The organism is Nonomuraea typhae, assembly GCF_009760925.1.
Taxonomy (GTDB): domain Bacteria; phylum Actinomycetota; class Actinomycetes; order Streptosporangiales; family Streptosporangiaceae; genus Nonomuraea; species Nonomuraea typhae.
Genome location: NZ_VRLV01000001.1, coordinates 951,715 through 970,786, shown reverse-complemented (window position 1 = coordinate 970,786; position 19,072 = coordinate 951,715). Strand labels below are relative to the sequence as shown.

Genomic DNA, 19,072 nt, shown 5'->3' with positions numbered 1-19,072 from the left:
TTTGGGTCGTCACCACAAGTCAGCGGCAGGGGCCGAGCCACCACCAGCCGCCGGCCAGCTCCATCCGGGGGCACAGCTCCATGCCGAACCCGTCGTACGGCCCGGCCTCCGGTGCGCCGGTGAAGTGCCCGTAGCCGACGGCGTCGTCCGGGATCCCGATCCAGTCGGGCACGAAGCGCACCGGCTGCCCGCCGCTGGTGCCGATGACCGCGACCTTGCAGTTGGCCGAGACGAAGCACAGGTGGCCGGGCAGCTCGGCGCCGTAGTAGTCACCGCTCACCGGGGTCGTGGCGACGGCGGTGAAGGCGGGGCGCTCGACCCAGAACCGGGTCCACGCCCTGGCCTCCGAGTCGAGGTGGAGGAAGACGCCGCCGCCCAGCCCGGCCAGCGCGAGAACGGCGGTGGCCACGACGGGCCACCTGCGCGGGTCCCGCGCGGCCCGCCACGCCGCGAGGCAGAAGAGCGCGAGGACGACCGCGAAGGCCACGGCGAACACCGGCAGGGCCAGGATCCAGAGCCGGGTCAGCAGCCAGCCGGTGTGCAGCGCGAAGCCGAGCGCGGCCAGCGTCAGGAGGGCGGCGGCCAGGACCGGTTTGGAGATCACCGGCTCACCCTAGAAGTCGCGCGTGCAGGTGCGGCCGGAGGGATGTGAAGATTCCATGCAGGTGGCGGCCTGTCAATACGCAGGCGGGCTGATGTGCGAATCCGCGCCCGCGCCGATGCGGGCCGCCCGCGGCCCCGGCCAGACTGGTCAGCACCCCGGCACGATCCGCACCAGCGTGGCGTGGTGCAGCGCCGAAAGCTGGATGAGCAGTCCGGGGAACCTGGCGTCGAACTGCTTGATCCAGTCGAGGAAGCCAGGATGCCGGAACGCGGGGGCCAGCTCCCAGACGCCGAGGGGGACCGTCTGGGAGCTGTCGGTGTTGACGTATCTGGTGATGTGCGCGACGGCCGCCTCCAGGTCGGCGAGGACCGGGGCGACGTGCTTGAGGGCGGCGGGCCCGGCGCTCTCGAGCGTGGTCAGCAGGCGGGCGACGGTCTTCAGCCTGGCCGCGCCCCAGCGGCGCCGGTGGTCGCGGGTGCCGGCCTGTTCCAGCAGGTCCAGGAGGTGCTCGGGGGTGAGGGAACCGGCACGCACCCGGGCGGCGACGTCCCGCCAGCGGTTCGCCTCCTTGCGGCGCATGATGACGACGTTGACGGCCAGGAAGGCCAGGAAGACCGCGACGCCCATGCCGACCTGCATCGGGGTGGACCACACCTCGTAGGTCACCTGCACGAAGACGCCCGCCGCCACGACGGGGACCACGATGCCCGCCTGCAGCAGCACGGCGCGCAGGCGGCGGGCGGAGGGGGCGGGGAACGTGATGCGCGGCCTGCCGTAGTGGCGGGCGAGGTCGGTGACCGGGCGCAGGTGCGGGAGGATCCAGTCGAGGGGCCGGTCCGGCACCCGGCCCGCGCACGCCAGGTGCAGCACCAGCGCGATGGGCCAGGTGAGGATCAGCGTGCGGGCCGCGAGGTTGACGGCCTCCACCGGGCTGCCCGTGAGGAGTGCGAACAGCGCCTGCCCGGCCAGGACGAAGCCGGCCGTACTCCAGAACGCGCCGAGCAGCACCGGGGCGAGCGCGCCGATGTACATCCCATCCCGGATCCGCCGCATCGGCACGCCGCCGGAGGCGATCAGGAACAGCCCCGACAGCAGGGCGAGCGCGCCGAACAGGACGGCGTTCTCGGGAAAGCCGCGGACGGCCCCGTCCACCATGGTGCCGAGGAACACGACGCTCAGCGCCTGCAGCACGCGGAGCGTGGCGCGCAGGGCCGGCGCCAGCCCGGCGGCGCCCGGCCGGGCCGCCGGGCCGGGGACCAGCCGGTTCAGGGTCGGCGCCGACAGCAGCGCCGTGCCGAGCAGCCTCAGCCTGGTCGGCGGCGGCAGGGTCGGGAACACCGTCTGGGCCAGCCCGACCAGCTCCGGATCGACGTCCCACGGTCCCTTGCGGGCCGTGAGCCGGGTGACGGTCCACGCGCCGACCTCCGGGGAGGCCAGGGGAAGGAGCGCCGCGGCGCGCCGTTGCTCGGTGGCGGTGCCGCGGGCGAAGGCGCTGACGATGATCCGGTCGACCAGCTCCGACAGGCGCGGGGCGATCGGCTGCCGGTCGGTGCTCGCCTGCCCCAGCACGCGCAGGATCTGGCGCATGGGCGCAGGCCAGCTGTACGGCATGCGCGGGTGACTGGCGGCGCCCTGCTGGGGGGTGCTCATGTAGGGGACGGGATCGGGGATGGCCCAGGTCGCGGCGGCGAGGTGGTCGCCGAGGGCGTCACAGGCGGCGCCGAGCAGGCGTTCGCGCAGGTCGGAGCCGGAAGCGCGCAGGTCGGGGCCGGAGGCGCGCAGGCAGGTGGCGGCGGCGCGCTCCCAGGCCGGGTTGGTGAGCACCTCGCGCAGGTCGGCGGCGCCGAGCCGGTGGCCGGTGCGTAAGAGCCAGCGGGCGGCGAAATGGTCGGCCAGGAGCGGGGTGACGAAGACCGGCGCGGCCGTCTGGGCCGGGCGCAGGATGCCGAGGGCGGTGAGGGTGGCGACGTCCGCGTCGTGCAGGACGTCGGGGGCGATGGCGATGCCGCCGATCGCGTGCGCGGCGAGGGCTTCCGCCGTGGTGACGAGGCCGGCCATGTCGCCGCCGAGACGGGCGGCGACGGTGCGTTCCATGAGGTCGTGGAGGGTGCTCGGCGGCCGGCCGTCGGCGGCCACGTCGAGGAACAGGCTGAGGTGGAGCGGGTTGCCGGTGTGCTGGGCGAGTTCGGTGTCACCGGCGAAGAAGCGGTCCTGGTCCAGCCCGCGGCGACCGGCCAGCCAGCTCTGCTGGGCGAAGGAGAGCGGCAGCAGGCGCAGCACCCGCTCGGCGCGCTCGGCGGGCGGCTCCTCGCGGGCGGCGATGACGCCGCGGTAGCTGTGGCCGGTGGACAGGAACCTGCGCAGCACCGGCAGGGCGGTCTCGACGTCGTCGACGCCGTCGATCAGGAACGTCACCTGCGGCCGGCGCAGGGGCCTGAGCACCCGGGCGAGCACCGCCTCGAGGTCGGAGTCCGCCCGGGTCAGCGTCGTGCGCAGATGGCCGCGCAGGAGGTCGACGGTGAGGTCGGCGGCGTCGTAGCCGCTCAGGTCGACGTACAGGACGAACGTCCGCGGCCGGCGTCGCCTGTCCCGCGTGCGCCGGGCGTGCAGGGTGGCCGTGTGGCGCAGGGTCGTGGTCTTGCCCGCGCCCATGTCGCCCACGAGGAAGCTCACCTTGGCGCCGGCCCGCAGGAGCTGGCGTCCGGCCGGGCGGTGCCGGGCGAGGCGGCGGCCGGCGTCGACGTACCGGGCGGCCAGGCCGCTGGGATGGGGGGCGCCGGCCTCGGTGAGCTCCATCGCCGCGCCGGCGATCCGGTGCAGGTCCTGGATCTCCTCGGGGTAGGCGCGCAGCGCGCGGGCGCCGCCGTACGCCGTGATCAGGACGGCGAGGCAGAGAACCGGCCAGATCGGCGCCTCGCTGCCCGCCAGCCACGCGACGACGCCGAAGACCGCGGACAGCGCCCCGGCCGCGACCACCGTCTTCCCGCTGTAGCGGCGGAATGCCTCCTCGCGGCCGTGGGAGTGGGTGAACGCGTCCCACGCGGCGGCCCCTCCTGCCACCAGCAGGGAGACGATCGACACGACGAGCGCGGCGGTGTCGGCGTCCATGGCCCCCATCTTGTCCAAAGATCACCTCGGTGCCTACACCCGTCGCGCGGTCACCGGCCGCCCGGACCACACCCTGGCGATCTCCCGCGCGGGCTCCCCCTTCATCCTGGCGAAGGAGCGGGTCCTCGGCAGCGGCCGCAGCACGGTCTTGGCCGGCCCCTGGACCGCGATCAGGGCGGTGTGCGCGCGCAGGCCGCGCGGACGAGCGCCTCCAGCGCCGCGTGCCGGAGCTTCTGGCCGTCAGTCCGCGTGGGGATATCTCCGGATAGCCGCGCGCAGGGCCAGGCCGAGGTCGCGGCGGCGCCGTACCAGGAACGCCACGCCCAGCACCAGGTACACCACGGCGAGCCAGAGCCGGACCCGCTCATCGGGCAGGACGAACTGCACTGCGAACAGGCCGAACAGCAGCACCGCCTCGACGCGGCGGAACACCAGGTCGACCAGCATCGCCAGCCCGAGGACCGTCTGGGACGCCGTCAGGAACACCTCCTCGACCTGCCGGGAGTCCAGCGGCAGGCTCCACTCCCCGCCGCCCGCCCGGTAGGCCAGGGGCAGCGTCCCCACCAGGAGCGTCCACTGGTTGACCTTGCTCGACAGCAGCGCGCCCATGGCGTCGCCGTCGCGCAGCCGCCAGGCGAAGACCACCGCCACGATCAGCTCGGGCGCCTCCGAGGCCAGCGGCCCCAGCCACTGCACCAGCAGGAACCGGTCCACGCCCAGCGTGGTCCCGGCGCTCACCAGGGCTTCGGCGAACGGCTCGGCCGAGGCGAAGACGATGAGCGCGCCGAGCAGGAACGCGCCCGCGGTGACGGCCCGCCGCGGCCCCTTGGGCAGGGCGGCCAGCCGGCCCGGGACGCCGGTCAGCTTCTCCAGGTCCTCGCCGCCGCACCTGGCGATCTTCACGATGTACCAGACGTAGAGGGCCACCATGAGCACCGACACGTACCAGGCGATGCTCGCCGTCAGCGGCATCAGGAAGGCCACCAGCGCCGCCAGGCACAGGAAGCCCAGCTCGATGCGGTGGTGATCGGTCAGGCGCACCTCCCGGGCGGGACGCCGCCCGCGCCCGAGCGCGAACGCCAGCACCACCAGCGCCCAGCCGACGCCGACCAGCAGCCGGTTGGCGCCGGTCATGTTGGCCGCCGTGTAGGCCGCGTACTCGGGCCGGCTGCCCGCGGTGTAGGCGTAGTAGAGATCCACCGCGTACTCGGGCAGCACCGCGATGAGCGCCAGCAGGGCCAGCGCCAGCGCCCCCGAGACGTCGGCCCTGGCCGTCTCCGACGCCCACATCAGCACCACGGCCGCCGCCAGCACGCCGGCCCCGAACACCGCGATCTGCGCCGGCGCGGGCAGGCTCGGGCCCGACAGCCGCAGCACGAGCGCGGGGGCGGCCAGCGCGAGCACCAGGAGACCCCGGGTGATCGCCGCGCGCGCCGGGAGCGTTTCGCCAGACATGGGGAGTCCGTGCCGCCGCACGTCCCTGGCCACACCCCGCGCTCCGCCAGAGATCGACAAATTTTGCGTGACCCGCATTATTGCGTGACCCGCAATTTTGAGTAGAGTGCTCCTCATGGGGTGGCGAGAGCGCAAGAAGCAGCAGACGCGGATCGCGCTCAGCTGGGCGGCGATCCGGCTGAGCGTCGAGCGCGGCTTCGACCACGTGAAGGTGGAGGACATCGCCGCCGCCGCGGGCGTCTCGCCCCGCACGTTCAACAACTACTTCTCCAGCAAGGCAGAGGCGATCGCCGCCCGGCACTTCGAACGGGTGGCCCAGATCGCGGAGGAGCTGCGTGCCCGGCCCGGCCACGAGCCCCTCTGGGAGGCCGTCACCCAGGCGGTGTTCGCCCGCTTCGCCCTCGGCCTGACCGGCGGCGAACAACCGGACGACAACGGGGAGTGGTCCGCCGGGGTCAGGCGGATGACGCGGCATCCGGCGGTCATGGGCGAGCTGCTCAAGGCCGAGCAGGCCGCGGCGGCCGAGCTGGCCGCCGCCGTCGCCGAGCGCACCGGCACCGACCCCGGACGTGACCTCTACCCCCGCCTGGTCGCCGGGGCGGTCGGCGCCGCCATCGACGCGGCGACGGAGCTGAGCCTGCGCGACGACCCCCCGGCTCCCCTGTTCGACCTGCTGCGCGACGCCCTCGCCCAGATCGCCGCCGGGCTGCCCACACCCTAGATCCCCGAGGAGGGATGTCATGGTCACCGACGTCGTCATCTCCGGAGCGGGCCCCAACGGCCTGATGCTCGCCTGCGAGCTCGCCCTCGCCGGCGTGCGCCCCCTGGTGCTGGAACGTCTCCCCGCGCGGACCCGCGAGAACCGCGCCAACGGCCTGGTCGGCCAGGTGGTGCGCATGCTCGACCGGCGCGGCCTGCACGAGCGGCTCACCGGGAACCAGGATCCGCCGACGCCGGCGCCCGGCTTCATGTTCGGCGGGATGCCGCTGGATCTGAGCGCGCTGCCCGGCAACCCGCTCTACCTCCTGCCCGTCCCCCAGACCAGGATCGAGCAGATGCTGGAGGAACGGGCGATCGAACTCGGCGCGGAGATCCGGCGGGGCTGTGAACTGACCGGGCTGGTCCAGCATGACGACCGGGTCGTCGCCGAGGTGTCCGGCGGGTCCGCGATCGAGGCCCGCTATCTGGTCGGCGCGGACGGCGGCCACAGCGTCACCCGCAAACGCGCCGGCATCGCCTTTCCCGGCGTGAGCAGCGACGACACCGTCGTTCGCAGCGCCCACGCCGTGGTGCCCGGCTCCCTCGCCGACCCGGCGACCGGCGGCCTGAACCTGCCCGGATACGGCCCGATCCCGCCGTTCCTGTACCAGCGCACCGAGCGCGGCCTGTTCGTCTACGCGCCCCTGCCGGCCGGGCCGTACCCGCTGATCACCACCCTGGAATGGGACAAGACCGACGCCGGCGGCCCGCTGACCTTCGCCGAGCTGCGGGCCAGCGTCCGCCGCGTGCTCGGCGCCGACCTCGACCTGCGCCCGCCGGAGGGAGAGGGCCCGTACCTGCTGCGCAAGCTCATCGGCGGCAACACCCGCCTGGCCGAGCGCTTCCGCGACCGGCGCGTCCTGCTCGTCGGCGACGCCGCCCACGTCCACTCCGCGATCGGCGGCCCCGGGCTCAACCTCGGCCTCCAGGACGCGGTCAACCTGGGCTGGAAGCTGGCTGCCGTCCTCCAGGGCAGGGCCGGAGAGGATCTGCTGGACACCTACGAGGCCGAACGCCGCCCGGTCGCCGAACGCGTCATCATGTCCGCGAGCGCCCAGGCCGCCCTCATCGCCCCCGGAGCCGAGGTCACCGGCCTGCGCGCGCTGTTCGCCGAACTCCTCGACGACCCCGGCACCGTCCACCGCCTCGCCCGCCTCATGGCCGGCGACGACATCAGGTACGCGGGGGACGGCCATCCGCTGGTCGGCACGTGGGCGCCCGACCTGGTCCTCCACGACGAGGTACGGCTGGCCGACCTGACCAGGAGCGCCCGGCCCCTGCTGATCGACTTCACCGGCGGCGACTGGGGACGGCCCCAGGTGAAGGGCGGCTCCGCCGTACCGTGCACGGCTCTGCTGGTGCGGCCGGACGGGTACGTGGCATGGGCGACCGACGCGCCGGAACCCGACGCGGCCTCGCGCGCCTCGCTGGAGGCCGCGATCGCGCGATGGTCCCTGGCGCCGGGGCCGGCCGCGGCCGCGTGACCGGCGGCACCTGACCACGGCCGCGTGCGCGGCGCCATGAACGGCGGCACCCGACTACGGCCGCGTGACCGGTGCCTTGAACGGCAGCACGAACAGCGGCCCCGTCACGACGGCCTGCTCGCTGCCCGGCCCGAACGGCAGGTCGGCGATCTGCCGGCACGTCCCGCGATCCTCGATCCCGAACACGGCGCCCTGACCGTCCCGCCCGGAGTTGAACCGGCCGACGAGCGAGATGCGATCCCGCACCCGCCCCCGCTCGTCGACGAACAGCCCGTGGATCGGCGCCGTGGCCGCGAAGCCGTCCGCGCTCAGCACTTCCTGCACCAGGTCGGAGATGAGGAAGCGCAGCGTCCGCCCGTCCGCGTCGGTGACCGTTCCCTCCAGCACGCCGGCGAAGGGGGTGAAGATGCCCGGCGCGGCGGTGGCGAACCCGTCGGTGTACGGCGGCGGCCGCTTGGCGAACTGAGAGACCCGGTAGGTGCGCTGGAAGGTGCCCGTCTTGATGGTGTAGGTGCCGTTGCGGCACTCGAAGGGCCTCAGGGTGCGCCCGGTGAGGTCGATGTTCTCGCGGACGATCGGGTTGCCCGTGCCGGGGTCGCCGAAGCGGTCCTCGTCGATGCGCAGGTCGATCCGGTGGGGTGACAGCTTGAGCACGAACCCGGGGCCGATCGCCCTGAGGTGGTCGCCGTGCTCCTTGATCCGCAGTCCGGGCGCCCCCGGCCGGCCGCCGGCGTGCGCCACCGCCGGGAACAGGGCGGTCAGCGTGGCTGCCAGCGTGATGACGACGATCCGTAAGACGGGTTTGCCAGATCTCATGGGCCCTCCCTCGCGGCCGCGGCGATCAGCTCAGGCTACCCGGCCGCACGGAGACCGACAATAAGCAACTCACGTTGACTATCGCGAAATTAGTCAACTACAGTTGCTTGTGCGGGACTCCCCGCCCTACCCCTGGAGGACACATGTCCATGCTCGCCGGCGCCCTGACCGCGGCGCTCGTCGCCACCCCCGCCCCGGGACTCCAGCAGGCCCTCGACCGTGCCGTGGCCGGTGGAGGCGGCCCCGGCATCGTCGCCGAACTGCGAAAGGACGGCTCGGCGCCCTGGTTCGGCACGGCCGGCGTCGCCAGCACCGAGACCGGTGCGCGGAGACAGCCCGGAGAGCACTTCCGGATCGGCAGCTTCACCAAGGCGTTCGTCGGCGCCGTCGTCCTGCGCCTGACGGCGGAGGGCAAGCTGAGCCTGAACGACACCGTCGCCACCTGGCTGCCCGGCGTGGTCGAGGAGCAACTGGGCGCGGACGGCACCAAGATCAGTGTCAGGCAGCTGCTCAACCACACCAGCGGCCTGCCCGACGCCTACCCCGGCCAGACCCCGCCCCCCGAGGAGCCGGGCAAGCGGTTCATCTACTCCAAGATCAACTACACCCTGGCCGGGATGATCGTCGAACGCGCCACCGGTGCCACGCTCACCGCGGAGATCGACCGGCTCATCGCCCGCCCGCTCGGGCTCACCGGCACGTACATGCCGGGCACCGGCAACCCCCTGCGCACCCCGCACGCCCGGCACTACTCCAAGTTCGACGAGCACGGCAGGCCCGTGCCCGTCCACGACGTGACCTCGGTCGAGATGAACTGGGCCTGGGCCGCCGGAGGCATGGTCTCCACCACCTCGGACGTGCACCGCTTCCTGAAGGCGCTGCTCTCCGGCAAGCTGCTGGCGCCGAAGCAGCAGAAGGAGATGTTCACCACCGTCTCGACCGAGGGCGCGGACTGGGTGCCGGACACCCGCTACGGCCTCGGCGTCTTCTCCCAGCGGCTGCCCTGCGGCGTCACGCTCTGGGGCGGCGGCGGGTACATCCAGGGCTCCATGACCTACGCCATGGGCGCGCGAAACGGCGGCCACAGCCTGGTCGCCAACCTCAACGGCGACTGGAACGACTTCGTGAAGACCTTCACCGGCCTCTACGGAAGCCGCTTCTGCCGCTGACCTACCAGGCGGCCTCCCGGTAGTTCCTGAGCAGCACGCCCGCCACCGGGTCGCCCGCCTCGCCCCGCACGATCGGGTCGTACACCCGGGCCGCCCCGTCCACCACGTCCAGCGGCGGGCGGAACCCGCGGGCGGCCATGGACACCTTCTTCGGCAGCGGGCTCTGGTCGGTGATCCACCCGGTGTCCACGGCGCACATGTACACCCCCTTCACGGCCAGGTCGGCGCCGCCGGTGCGGGTGAGCATGTTGAGCGCGGCCTTGGCCATGTTGGTGTGCGGGTGCGCGCCCGGCCTGCCCTCGGCCGCGAAGCGCCCCTCGGCCCCGGTCACGTTGACGATGTAGCGCGAGGGGTACGGCGAGGCCAGCAGCACCGGCAGCAGCCGGTCGCACAGCAGGGCGGGGGCGATGGCGTTGACGAGCTGCGCCTCCAGCACCTCGGCGGGGTCGAGACCGCCGAGCCGGGCGGTCCAGGAGTTCGTGGCCGAGGGGTCCGGCAGCAGCCCCGCCTCGTCCACCGCCCCGGCCACCGGGACCAGACCACCGGCCGCCCCACCGTCCCCGGCCGCCGGACCTGCCATGTAGGCCGGGCCGGGCGATGCCGCCGGACCTGCCGTGAAGGCCGGGCCGGGCGATGCCGCCGGGCTGCGCGCATCCGCCGGGTCGAGCGGCACCGCCGGACCGGCCGCGTGCGCCTGGTCAAGCGGCGCTGCCAGGCTGATCGCGTGCGCCTGGTCAAGCGGTACCGCCGGACCGGCCGCGTGCGCCGGGTCGAGGGGCGCTGCCGGGCTGATCGCGGCGGCCGGGTCGAAGCCCGGTGCGTAGGACACGCGGCTGCCCGGCGGCAGTGCCCGCCGCTCCCCCTCGGCCAGCGCCGCGTAGGCGGCCGCCGGCTGACGGAGCGTCTGGGCGGCGTTGTTGACCAGCACGTCCAGCCGGGAGACCCCCGCGCACAACCCCAGCACCTGCCGGGGATCCCGCAGATCGGCCCCGATCACCGACAGCCGATCGAACCAGGCGTCGCTCCCCGGCTCCCGCCGGAACCTGCGCACGGCGTCTCCGGGAAACCTGCTGGTCACCGTGACGTGGGCGCCGTCGCGCAGCATCATCAGCGCGAGCTGGAACCCGATCTTCACCCGTCCGCCGGTCAGCAGCACCCGCCGCCCGGTCAGGTCGGCGCCGGCCGTGCGGCGGGCCTTGTTCTCGCTCGCGCACGCCGGGCACAGCCGGTGGTAGAACGCGTCGAGCTCGCGGTAGCCGAGCCCGCAGACGTAGCAGGTGTGCCGCCGGTTGAGCACGCCGGCCTGCCCGTGGCGCGTGGCGAGGGGCGCGCCCTCGCGGCGCTCGGCGCGGCCGGTGGCGGTGGCGGCGACCAGGGCGGCGTCGGCCTCGGCCGCCCGGGAGCGCCGGTCCTGCCGGCGCCGCCGCTTGCCGTCGTGGACGAACGACGCGGCGACCTGCTCGGCGCGCAGCCGCTGCGGGTCGTCCGGCGGCAGGGCTCGGAGCCGCCCCACGAGCTGGTGGAAGGCGGCGATCTCCTCGTCGGGGATGGCGTTCATCGGGGTCCCGGCTGGATTCGAACCAGCGTCCCCCTCGATGGCGTCGAGGTGCGTCGGCCTCTGCGCTACGGGACCCGGGAGCTGCCCGGGCGACCGGAATCGAACCGGTGTCTCCTCCTTGACAGGGAGGCGAGTTTCCCCTACTCCACAACCCGGGCATTGCCCGCGATCTTACCGGTTCCGGACTGCTGGTGGAGGCGGGCCAGATAGTCGTTGTACGCGGCCAGCTCACCGTCGCCACGGCGGTCCCGGTCCAGTCGCCGGGCCTGCCGGTGGTCGCTCAGCGCCCACTGGGCGGCGATGGTGACCACCACGATCATGGTCGGGATCTCGCCGAACGCCCAGGCCATGCCGCCGGCGACGTTCTGGTCCACCAGCACGTCACTGCCCCACGGACGGGCAAGCTGCTCGTACCAGGACGACGCCACGGATTTGCCCATCATCATCATGGAAATCCCGAAGAACGCGTGGAACGGCATGGTCATCATGAGCGTGCCGAGCTTGGCCACGTACGGCAGGCGGCGCGGCGCCGGGTCCACCCCGATGACGACCCAGAAGAACAGCGCCCCCGACAGGAGGAAATGGGCGTTCATGAGGATGTGCCCGACCGGCTGCCGCATGGCGGTCTCGAACAGCGGGGTGTAGTAGAGGGCGTAGGAGCCGCTGATGAAGATCACCATCGCGGGCACCGGGTGCGAGACGATCTCGGCGGCCCGGCTGTGCAGCGCCGCCACGATCCACTCGCGCGGGCCCCGGTCGCCACGCCGTACGGCCGGCCGTACCGCACGCAACGCGAGTGTGACCGGTGCGCCGAGCACCAGGAAGATCGGCGCCAGCATGGCCAGCCCCATGTGCTGGATCATGTGCACGCTGAACAGGACGGGCGCGTAGGTGGCCAGGCCGCTCTGGGTGAAGACCAGGAGGAGCAGGACGCCGATCGCCCACGAGATCGACCGCCCGAGGGGCCAGGCGTCTCCCCGGCGGCGCAGCCGTACCACCGCGGCCGCGTAACCGCCCGCGGCGGCGAGCACCACGAGGGCGAAGAACAGGTCCAGCCGCCACAGCGTGGCCAGCCGCTCAGCCGTGAGCTCGGGTGGCATCGCATACCCGAGCAGGTCGCGGACCGGGTCGGGCGGCGCGGCGGGCAGCGGCGGGGAGGTCCGCGACAACGCCACCGCCAGCCCCATGGCCGCCGCCATGATCACCACCTCCCCGGCCGCCAGCCGGGCGAACGCGCCCGGGCGGCCGGAGCGCAGCGCGGCGAGCGTCCGCCGCCGGTGCACCAGCCCGGCGCCCGCCAGCAGCGCCAGCGCGCCGGCCTTGGCCAGCACGAGCCACCCATAGGCGGAGGTGACGAGCTGACCGGCCTCGGTCAGCCGGGCCGCCGCCCCCGCCACCCCGCTGACCGCCACCCCGGCCAGGCACCACCCCGCCACCCGCGAGAACCGCCCCGCGACCACCTCGAGCCCGGCTCGGCCGGCCGCGGCGTGCGATCGCACAGCACGGCCTTGCACCGCGTGCGACTGCACGAGCTGACCATGTGCGGCCTCCGGGCGCCCGGCCCCGTTCCGCGCCGCCCGGTCGCGTGCCGCGTGCAGGGTTACGGCGGCCAGGCCGCCGGCCCACAGGGCGAGCGTCACCAGGTGCAGGCCGAGCCCGGTGATGGCCATCGAGTGGTTCGGGGAGGTGGCCGAGTGGCCGGTCAGCACGGGTGGGAGCAGGGCCAGCAGGGCGAGGCCCAGCGCGCCGAGGGCGCCGGAGGCGCTCACCGCCCCGCGCGCGGCCCCGGCCACGACGAGCGCCAGGACCAGCACCGCCAGCAGCGTGCCGCCCTGCGGGATGGTGGTGACGAAGTCGAGCATCAGCGCCCCGGTGAGCCGTGGCAGCGGCACGGCCAGGATGTCCGAGACCGTGAACACCGTGGTCACCGCGGTGCTCACGGCCCAGGCCAGCGCGGAGCGGGAGGCCAGCCGCGCGTAGCCGCCGGCCTCCGGGGACAGCACCCCTTTGGCGGAGGGCAGCAGGACGGCGGCCATGAGCAGCAGGCCCACGGTCGCCACGGCGGCCAGGTCGGCGGCGAGCCGGGAGAACGGCAGGCCCCACCGGGTGACGGCGCCGGCGTCGGCCAGCCCGGCGATCCGTACCCCGAAGGCGGACCCGCCCGCCAGCATGCCGGTGACCAGGGCCACCGTCGCGGCGCCTGCCACACCGAGGAGCCACGCGCGCAGCGTCATCCCGAGCCTCCAGCCAGCTTCTACAACGGGTAGAACTTCTACCGATCGTAGAACCTATGCGGGACAGCCACGCACCGCATAGGCCAGGAACTGGGTGGCCTCGCCCGCGTCGAAGTTGTCGTCCGAGGCGATGACCAGCGTGCACTCGCCCGTCGCCAGCCGAGGGCCCCAGGCCAGCCCCTCGAGGTTCTGCGCGGGCGCGGGCGAGGTCACGTCGAGCACCAGCCGCTTGGTCACGGGCCGGTACGGCCGGCCGTCCACCAGGCTGTCGCGGCGCAGGATGTCCGTCGCCCCGCGCACGTCGAGCTGGTACACCTTGACCCGATACCCCACGCCTTCGAGCCAGGCGCGCTCGAGCGCCAGGTAGCGGCGGTCGTCGACGGCCAGGAGCTCCGAGACACCCGTGTCCGCGAGCCCGTCAGGCGGAACCGGGGTCCCCGGCAGCGGATCGACCGGATAGGCGTACTGGCCGAGCGGCCGCCCGCCCCGCGTCCAGAGGGTGAGGCGGACCGGCGCCCCGCGCCCGGCCGCGGGCGGCTCGCCGTCCTCGTAGCGCGGCCCTTCGGCGATCGCGGCGATCCGGCGCGGCGCCAGGGCCAGGCCCTCGATCCCGAGGTTGCGGCGGGGGCCGTTGGCCGTGGTGGTCAGGTGCAGGTTGCTGGGCACGGCCAGTTCGCCCAGGTGCCGCCCGCGGGTGTCCGCCCGGCGGATGAACAGGTCCGACAGCGGGATGCCCGGGTTGCGCTCATCGGGCCGGTCCCCCTCGTGGCCCCACAGCAGGGTACGGCGGCGCGGGTCGAACCTGATCGTCTCCGGGTCGGCGGACTCGGGCCGGCCGTAGGCCGGGTAGGGGCTGCCGTCCGGGCGCCGCAACGTGGTGACGCCGGTGATGCTCACGCCGGTGAACGCGCCGGTGGCCGGGTCGATGGCGAGTTCGCCGGTGTAGAAGCGGGCGGCGTTGTAGCGCCAGCGGTCGTCGGAGATCAGGTACCAGGCGCCGGTGCGCGGGTCGCGGTCGAGGCCGGACAGGCCGCCCACGGTGGTGCCGCCGAACAGCATCCGGTGCGGCAGGCGTTGCTCGCCGAGGAAGCGGGTGATCCGGACACCTCCGGCGGACTCGTCCGCCGGAGCCGCGACCGACGGACCTGCATCCGTCGCCGCCAGCACGATCGCCGCCGCGAATGCGACGGCGATTCGGGTGATTTTCCGGGATTTATGCACGCGATTCTCCTCTTCCGGGGAATGGAAACAGGATCATGAGATCGCGAATTCACGAGAATGTCCACGCGGGCGGGTGACATGTACGGAGATCAGTGCTCTGTCCAGCAGAGATGTGTTTCGGGGAATATGAACTACCTGTATTCCCCAGAGAATTCCACACCCTTTTTAGGGGATCGGATCCGCACCTTCACCAGCGTGGCGGCGGACGCGCCCGTCAATGCCCCGGCCGCCCCCAGCAACAGCACTCCGGAAACCACCGTGAGATCCGCGGGCGCCAGCCCGCCGGCCGCCTGCAGCATGCTGACCAGCACCACGCCCCCGTACCCCGCCGCCGCCAGCCCCGCCAGCCGGACGCGGGCCGCCTCGCTCCACCCGGTCATGGTGAGCACCCACGCCAGCACCGGCAGCGCCTGCACCCCATGCAGGCTCACCGCATGCGGCACCTTGAGCTGCCCGGCCGCACCGAAGATCGACAGATCGGTCGCCTCGGGCGGCAGTCCGATGGCCCGGCCGTTGGCGATGAGCAGCCCGCCGGACACCAGCGTGAGCAGGAGCGAGGCCAGCCCCGCCCGTACGGCCAGCCGCATGCTGGGCGAGCCGTCGAAGCGCCGCCAGGCGAGCACGGCGAGCACGATGATCGGCGGGATCAGGCCCAGGATCGCGACGGCGGCCAGGCACGCGGAGACGATCGTGTCGAAAGGAGTGGCGAAGTTGAGGTGGGAGGGCACCCCGCGCCAGCGCTGCAGATCGATGAGCGCGGTCTCGGCGAGGCTGGCCACGGCCAGGGTGAGCACGAGCAGCCGGCCGGTCCGCGGGCGAAGGCGCGACCGCCCGGCGATCCAGACGAGGCTGAGCAGGGTCACCCCGAAGGAGAACCCGAACAGGATCGGCTTGCGCCACGACACCGGCCCCTCCCAGGCGCCGCCGTCCACGACGTACACCACTCCGTGGAACACGCTGCTGGCCAGCAGGAGCGCGGCCACGCCGTACCCGAAACGCTGATAACCCGACATGAGGCCAGCCTGCCCGGGGCGGCCCGGACAGGCATCCGCCCCGGAGAGGCGGCCCGGCTACAACCACCGTCGTAGCCGGGCCGGTTACCCGCGCGCTAGGAGTCGTGGCAGTGCCTGCTGCCGTCGGAGTAGAGCCCCACGACCTTGTAGGTGAAGCGCTCGTAGCGGACGCGCAGGCACTGGTTCTTGCCCGCGGCCTCCTTCGCCTTGAAGGCCAGGACGCCGGCCGCTGCGCCGAACGCCTTGCAGGCGATGTGGGGGCAGAGGCCGCTGAGCGACGCCGCGGCCTCGTAGGGGGTGGTCATGCGCTTGGTGAGGGAACGGCTGAAGTAGAGGCTGCAGGTGACCCACCCGCAGTCGACGTTGACCGGCCGCAGGGCGACGGCCGCGCCCGCCGTGGCGGCTGCGCTGGGCGTGGCGGCGGCCGCCGTCGCGCCCGCCAGGAGAACGGCGGCCAGGCCGGCCTTGACCAGGGTGCTCTTCATGCGTAGTCCTTTCGGTCGGCGAGCCCGAGTCGGCTCGCACCTCAGGAGTAACCGGCTGACTACGCAAGCAGCGCCATGACCGAGGAATGCCCAGGTCAGCGAATTGTTTCAGCAACAAAGCACGGTGCGGATCAGCGATGCGAGCCGCGGATGGGCAGCGACCACACGTAGGCGAAGCCCGCTCCGGCCTGATGGTCGAAGGTGTCGCCGGCCTCGTAGGTGGCCAGCGTGTCGCTGTAGCGGGAGTTCGGCGAGTGCCGGCTGACGACGGTGCAGCCGCCCTTGTACAGCTCCATGGTCACCTCGCCGGTCACCTGCGGCTGCAGCGTGGCGACGAACCCGTCCAGGGCGCGCCGCAGGTCGGAGAACCAGTATCCGTAGTAGGCCAGCTCGGCGTACCGCTGCGCGAGCCCCTGCTTGTGGTGCAGGGTCTCGCGGTCGAAGATGATCGCCTCCAGCTCCTCATGCGCGGCCATCAGCACGGTCGCCGCGGGCGCCTCGTAGATGCCGCGGGTCTTGAAGCCCACGATCCGGCTCTCGACGATGTCGATGCGCCCCACCCCGTGGCGGGCGGCGAGGCCGGTGAGCCGGGTCACGAGGGCGGCCAGGTCCAGCTTGTCGCCGTCCAGGGTGACGGGGACCCCGCCCTCGAACCCCACCGTGACCCGCTCGGGCCGGTCGGGGGCGGTCCTGGGGTCGGCGGTGAGCTGCCAGGCGTGCCCGGGCGGCGGCTGGTTGATGTCGTCGAGCTCGCCGCACTCGATGCTGGTGCCCCAGATGTTGGTGTCGATGCTGTACGGCTTGGCCTTGCTGACCGAGACCTCGATGCCGTGCTCGTCCGCATAGGCCAGCTCCGCCTCCCGGCTGGTCAGCTCCCAGTCGATGACCGGCGCCAGCACCTTCAGGCCGGGGTCGAGCGCGGTCGCGCTGGTGAAGAAGCGCACCTGGTCGTTGCCCTTGCCGGTGGCGCCGTGGGCGACCGCCTCGGCCCCTTCGGCGTGGGCGATCTCGACCATCCGCTGGGCGATCAGGGGCCGGGAGAGCGGCGCGGCCAGCAGGTACTTGTTCTCGTAGCGCGCGTGCGCCTGCAGGGCGGGCAGGGCGAAGTCCCTGAGGTACCGGTCGGTGAGCGGTTCCATGTACACCTTCGACGCGCCGGTCGCCAGGGCCCGCTCCCGCACGGTCTCCAAGGGCTCGAGCTGGCCGATGTCCGCGCAGAAGGCGATGATCTCGGCGTCGTAGCGCTGCTTGAGCCAGTGCAGGGCCACCGAGGTGTCGAGGCCGCCTGAGTACGCCAGAACTATCTTCATCACTGCTCTCCGTTGAGCGAGGGGGCGATGCGGTCGAGGGCCTTGGCGATCGCGGCTCCGGCGGCGACGTCGCGGGCCGCGGCGAAGGTGGCTTCCTGAGCGTCGCGGAGCCGCCGCCGGGCCGCGCCGAGCCAGGCGGCGTGGGACTCTGCGGCGGAACTCAGCTCGGCGCGCACCGCCGTGACGCTTCGCGGTGAGGTGCCGCCGGGGCTGGTGTAGCCGGCCACCGCGGCCGCGGGCGCGAAGATGCGGGCGAGCACGGGCTCGTCCACGGGGTGGCCCAGCTCGCCGAGGATCTCCGCGGCGGCGGCCGTGTCCCTGAGCGTGGCGCCGCGCTTCAGCAGGGCCGCGACGAGAGCGCCGCTGACGTGGTGCGCCTCGCGGAAGGGCAGGCCGTGCGCGGTGACGAGGTGGTTGGCCAGTTCGGTGGCCGTGGAGAAGTTGTCCCAGCACAGCTGCTCGCCGCGGGCGCCGTCGAAGCGCAGCCCTCTGGTCTGCCCGGTGACGATGCGCAGCGTGGAGAGGTAGGCGTCGATGGCGTGCCAGAGATAGGGCTTGTCCTCCTGCAGGTCGCAGCTGTAGCCGAGGGTGACGCCCTTGGCCATGGTGAGGAGCTGGACGAGCGTGCCCGCGGTCCGCCCGGCGCGGCCCCTGGCCAGCTCGGCGACCACCGGGTTCTTCTTCTGGGGCATGATCGAGCTGCCCGTGGCGTAGGCGTCGGCGACCTCGACCAGGCGGTACTCGTGGCCGCTCCACATGACGATCTCCTCCGCCATGCGGGACAGGTTGTTGCCGCCGACGGCGAAGGCGGCGGCGCTCTCGATGAGGTAGTCGCGGGCGCTGGTGGCGTCCAGCGCGTGGCTGAGCACGCCACCGAAGCCGAGCAGCCGGGCGGTGAGCTCGCGGTCGAGCGGGAAGGAGGTGCCGGCCAGCGCGCAGGCGCCCAGCGGGCATTCGTCGGTGCGCTCGAACGCGCCGCGCAACCGGCGCACGTCGCGCAGGAGCATGCTGGCGTGCGCGCTCTTCCAGAACGCGACGGAGATCGGCTGGGCGGCCTGGCTGTGGGTGTAGCCGGGCAGGATCGCCAGCAGGTCCGTCTCGGGGAAGGCGAGCAGTTCGCCGATCAGGTCCAGGTTCGCCGCGACGGCGTCGAGCTGGATCCGCCGCAGGTACATGCGGGTGTCGGTGGAGACCTGGTCGTTGCGCGAGCGGGCGGTCTGCAGGTGGCCGCCGCGTTCGCGGCCGAGCTCCTCGATGACCTGCTGCTCGAGGTTGAAGTGCACGTCCTCGAGCTCGGGGCGCAGCCGCAGCTCACCCCGCTCGGCGCGGTCCCAGAGCCGTAGCAGCGAGCCGAGCACGGCCTGCGCGACCTCGCCGGTGACGATTCCCCTTGCGCCGAGCATCAGCATGTGCGCGAGGTCCTGCCAGAGGTCGGCGAAGACGAGCCGTTCGTCGACGTCGACGGTCAGCGTGTAGTCGAGAACCTCCTGAGTGATGTCCTCGGCAAAGCGTCCGCCCCATAACTTGTCTGTCACGTGCCGTTCCTTAGATCACCATATAAATGACACCAGGCGAAAAATGGCAGCCTGCCGCCGGCACACAATCCCCCACCCGGACGACGCCGCCTGAATAGTGCACCAGCCGTTCCAGGCCGGTCAATGGTTAGTTGTCCGGATAAAACCGGCCGATAGGCTGCACCGATCGCCCCTCAACCAGCGCTTACCCCACAACCCAGAATCCGACAAGCCTCCATTTAGGGGTAATTATTGACAATAACGAAAAGGTCTCGCACTCTTGTTGGCCGACAACCCGCTGTGCTCTGCTGTGGCTCGGAAATGAGGGCAGGGGGTAAGTGC

14 protein-coding genes and 2 tRNA genes are annotated in these 19,072 nt (G+C 72.9%); 3 read left to right on the top strand and 13 right to left on the bottom strand.

Features of this window, described 5'->3' with window-relative positions; translation table 11 throughout:
- Window positions 1–19: 19 nt before the first annotated feature.
- The 3 genes from FVE25_RS04570 to FVE25_RS04560 form a co-directional block, all read right to left on the bottom strand.
- Window positions 20–604: a hypothetical protein gene (locus tag FVE25_RS04570; protein WP_157245075.1), complete on the bottom strand. Its 585-nt coding sequence runs from the start codon at window positions 602–604 to the stop codon at window positions 20–22.
- 147 nt (window positions 605–751) lie between these two features.
- Window positions 752–3,712 (bottom strand): NACHT domain-containing protein, encoded by a 2,961-nt coding sequence (locus FVE25_RS04565; RefSeq protein WP_157245074.1) that lies wholly within the window; start codon window positions 3,710–3,712, stop codon window positions 752–754.
- Window positions 3,713–3,952: 240 nt separating this feature from the next.
- The gene (locus FVE25_RS04560) at window positions 3,953–5,167 is read right to left on the bottom strand and encodes a sodium:proton exchanger (protein WP_157245073.1); all 1,215 of its coding nucleotides are present in this window, start codon (window positions 5,165–5,167) and stop codon (window positions 3,953–3,955) included.
- Between the two features lie 115 nt (window positions 5,168–5,282).
- Here FVE25_RS04560 and FVE25_RS04555 point away from each other — a divergent pair, with 115 nt between their 5' ends.
- Both FVE25_RS04555 and FVE25_RS04550 read left to right on the top strand, forming a co-directional pair.
- Entirely contained in the window at window positions 5,283–5,888 is a 606-nt protein-coding gene (locus FVE25_RS04555; protein ID WP_157245072.1) for an acyl-CoA-like ligand-binding transcription factor, read from the top strand.
- Between the two features lie 19 nt (window positions 5,889–5,907).
- The gene (locus tag FVE25_RS04550) at window positions 5,908–7,410 is read left to right on the top strand and encodes an FAD-dependent monooxygenase (protein WP_157245071.1); all 1,503 of its coding nucleotides are present in this window, start codon (window positions 5,908–5,910) and stop codon (window positions 7,408–7,410) included.
- Window positions 7,411–7,464: 54 nt separating this feature from the next.
- Here the strand turns inward: FVE25_RS04550 and FVE25_RS04545 are convergent, their stop codons facing one another.
- Window positions 7,465–8,226 carry a hypothetical protein gene (locus FVE25_RS04545; RefSeq protein WP_157245070.1) on the bottom strand — a complete coding sequence of 254 codons (762 nt, stop codon included), beginning with the start codon at window positions 8,224–8,226 and terminating at the stop codon, window positions 7,465–7,467.
- 143 nt (window positions 8,227–8,369) lie between these two features.
- Between FVE25_RS04545 and FVE25_RS04540 the strand changes: the two genes are divergently transcribed.
- Window positions 8,370–9,395: a serine hydrolase domain-containing protein gene (locus tag FVE25_RS04540; RefSeq protein ID WP_157245069.1), complete on the top strand. Its 1,026-nt coding sequence runs from the start codon at window positions 8,370–8,372 to the stop codon at window positions 9,393–9,395.
- A gap of 1 nt (window position 9,396) precedes the next feature.
- Here FVE25_RS04540 and FVE25_RS54275 read toward each other — a convergent pair whose 3' ends face one another.
- From FVE25_RS54275 to argH, 9 genes are all read right to left on the bottom strand, one after another.
- A complete protein-coding gene (locus FVE25_RS54275) occupies window positions 9,397–10,953 on the bottom strand; it encodes an SDR family NAD(P)-dependent oxidoreductase (protein ID WP_219825300.1) in 1,557 nt (518 codons plus the stop codon).
- A gap of 2 nt (window positions 10,954–10,955) precedes the next feature.
- A tRNA-Gly gene (locus tag FVE25_RS04525) sits at window positions 10,956–11,028 on the bottom strand.
- 9 nt (window positions 11,029–11,037) lie between these two features.
- Window positions 11,038–11,109, bottom strand: a tRNA-Asp gene (locus FVE25_RS04520).
- The gene (locus tag FVE25_RS04515) at window positions 11,094–13,187 is read right to left on the bottom strand and encodes a bifunctional copper resistance protein CopD/cytochrome c oxidase assembly protein (RefSeq protein WP_157245068.1); all 2,094 of its coding nucleotides are present in this window, start codon (window positions 13,185–13,187) and stop codon (window positions 11,094–11,096) included. Before FVE25_RS04515 ends, FVE25_RS04520 begins: the two co-directional genes overlap by 16 nt.
- A 54-nt stretch (window positions 13,188–13,241) precedes the next feature.
- On the bottom strand, window positions 13,242–14,408 hold the full coding sequence (locus FVE25_RS04510; protein WP_246266607.1) for an esterase-like activity of phytase family protein: 1,167 nt from the start codon (window positions 14,406–14,408) through the stop codon (window positions 13,242–13,244).
- Window positions 14,409–14,539: 131 nt separating this feature from the next.
- Window positions 14,540–15,421 (bottom strand): hypothetical protein, encoded by an 882-nt coding sequence (locus FVE25_RS04505; RefSeq protein WP_157245067.1) that lies wholly within the window; start codon window positions 15,419–15,421, stop codon window positions 14,540–14,542.
- 95 nt (window positions 15,422–15,516) lie between these two features.
- The gene (locus tag FVE25_RS53710) at window positions 15,517–15,906 is read right to left on the bottom strand and encodes a hypothetical protein (RefSeq protein WP_181019440.1); all 390 of its coding nucleotides are present in this window, start codon (window positions 15,904–15,906) and stop codon (window positions 15,517–15,519) included.
- Between the two features lie 131 nt (window positions 15,907–16,037).
- Complete coding sequence (locus FVE25_RS04490) at window positions 16,038–17,216, bottom strand: argininosuccinate synthase (protein WP_157245064.1); 1,179 nt, start codon at window positions 17,214–17,216, stop codon at window positions 16,038–16,040.
- Window positions 17,216–18,751, bottom strand: coding sequence for an argininosuccinate lyase (gene argH / locus FVE25_RS04485; RefSeq protein ID WP_157245063.1), 1,536 nt, complete (start codon window positions 18,749–18,751; stop codon window positions 17,216–17,218). The genes FVE25_RS04490 and argH overlap by 1 nt, the downstream gene beginning before the upstream one ends.
- Window positions 18,752–19,072 lie beyond the last annotated feature (321 nt).